Source organism: Chitinophaga sp. (genome assembly GCF_036566945.1).
In the GTDB taxonomy this organism is placed as follows: domain Bacteria; phylum Bacteroidota; class Bacteroidia; order Chitinophagales; family Chitinophagaceae; genus Chitinophaga.
The window spans coordinates 1-2,438 of record NZ_DATCVJ010000644.1 but is presented as its reverse complement, the minus strand read 5'-3'; the positions used below and the strand labels follow the sequence as shown (position 1 = coordinate 2,438).

Below are 2,438 nucleotides of genomic sequence, written 5' to 3'. Positions count from 1 at the left end.
AGGAGTAGTTACCGTTTCTAACCCACTACCTAATATTGCAGCGGCAGACTTAACACCACTTACTTATACTTTTTATGATCGGTATGATTTTACTGGTGCACAGGCAGCAGCCAAAGGTGATTCTGCCAAATTGAATGCCGGCAGTAACCCCTATAAAGAAGCCTTTGTAATCAGCACGATGACCAAAGGACTTGTTACCGGAACTAAAGTGCGTATCATAGATACCGACCAATGGTTAACGACCACCAGTTATTATAACGATAAAGGTCGTCCGGTACAAACGATCGCAGATAATGCAACGGGAGGCAGGGATACCATTACCAATCAATATGATTTCAATGGTAAGTTATTAAGTTCTTACCAGCGGCATAGAAATATCCGCAGTGGAAGCGTACCTCAGGTCACCACTCTCACCATGATGTCTTATGATGCAACCGGAAAATTAATTGCTGTAAAGAAGCGATTCAATGATGCAGATAGTCTGGAAAGAACAGTCGCATCAAACGAGTATGATGAACTCGGGCAACTTAAAACAAAACGCCTGGGTATAAAAGGTACAGGTGCTCCGATAACGTCCATGGCATATGAGTATAATATCCGAGGCTGGATGAAGGGGATCAATAGGCAATATCTTAATAGTGGTGCCGGTGCTTATTTTGGACAGGAACTAAACTATGATGAAGGCTTTAAAGATACGGTGTTCAATGGCAATATTGCCGGTGTCCGTTGGCGGGGATGGAGCGATCCTGTTCCCCGTGCCTATGGTTATAACTATGACAAAGCCAATCGTTTGATTCAGGCGGAGTTTAGACAGCAGACTACCGCAAGTAGTCCCTGGATAAAAGATAACACTGATTTTTCGGTTAACTGGATCACGTATGATGCCAATGGTAATATTGGAAAAATGAAGCAGTGGGGGCTTGACGGTATTGCCAAAACAGAAATTGACAAGTTAGCCTATAGTTACTATCCTAATAGTAATAAGTTGCGTAGCGTATATGATAGCAGTACAGTTGCCAGCGCATTGGGTGACTTCAAGGATGGCAATCCCACCAGTGATGACTACCGCTATGATACGGTCGGCAATCTTATAAAAGACGCGAACAAGAAAATCGACGCTATTACCTATAATCACCTGAACTTACCGGTGCTTATCACTATCGCCAACAAAGGAACGATCAAATATCAATATGATGCTTTAGGTACTAAGGTGAGAAAGATAGTGACTGATATGACTGGTGGTCAAACTAAAGTTACTACCACAGACTATATAGGCGATTTCGTTTATGAGAATGATACACTACAGTTTGCCGGTCATGAGGAAGGACGTATTCGTGCCATGTTCAAAACGGGGATGCCGGTGGCATATAAATACGATTATTTTATAAAAGATCATCTCGGGAATATACGGATGGTGCTAACGGAGCAGTCTGACCAGGGCCTTTATGCTGCCACAATGGAAACTGCTTTATTGCCTACCGAAAATGCGCTATTCAGCAACATTGATATTACCCGCGTGCCTAAACCTGTCGGCTACCCGACAGATGCGACTACTTCTCCCAATGATTACGTAGCCAGACTGAATGCTACCAATGGAGCGAAGATTGGTCCTTCCCTGGTGCTGAGGGTAATGGCAGGAGACACCCTACAGATTGGAAGCAAGGCGTTTTATAAAAGTACGGCAGCTAATACCCCTGTCTCCACGACTCCTGATATGTTAGCTGCCTTATTGCAGGCTTTTGGAGGCCAAGGAATCAGGGATGGTGCACATAGCGCCACCGGCCCCGGATCGCCGCTGGCAGTGACCTTTAATAACTCCGCTTACGATAATTTAAAACAGAAGGATCCGTCGCAAAACTTGTCCGATAAGCCTAGGGCCTATCTTAATTATGCACTGTTTGATGATCAGTTTATGATGGTCAATGAAAACAGTGGGGTAAAACAGGTACAGGGAACACCTGATGCGTTACAGACCCTTGCTACGGATAGAATGGTGATTAAAAAGACAGGATTTATCTATATTTATACCAGTAATGAAAGCGCACAGGATGTGTTCTTTGATAATGTTGTAGTGGCGCATAGTAGTGGACCAGTGTTGGAGGAAACGCATTATTATCCGTTTGGGCTGACGATGGCGGGGATTAGTTCGAATGCGTTGAAGGGGGCGAATTATGCGGAGAATAGATTGAAGTATAATGGAAAGGAGTTACAGAGTAAAGAGTTCGGAGATGGGGCGGGATTGGAGTGGTATGATTACGGAGCTAGGATGTATGATCAACAGATAGGAAGATGGTTAGTGCCAGATTTGTTAACAGAAGCGGCTTATGATTTAACGCCATTTAGATATTGTTTTAATAATCCAGTAAGATTTATAGACCCGTACGGTTTATGGGAAGTTACAGAGGGGGGGTATTCTACTATAGATAAAAAGGATATAG

General features: G+C 43.6%; 1 protein-coding gene. It reads left to right on the top strand.

Going from position 1 to position 2,438, the window contains the following annotated elements; translation table 11 throughout:
- The coding region (locus tag VIP81_RS19655; protein ID WP_331965026.1) for an RHS repeat-associated core domain-containing protein at positions 1–2,438 on the top strand (2,438 nt) is incomplete at both ends.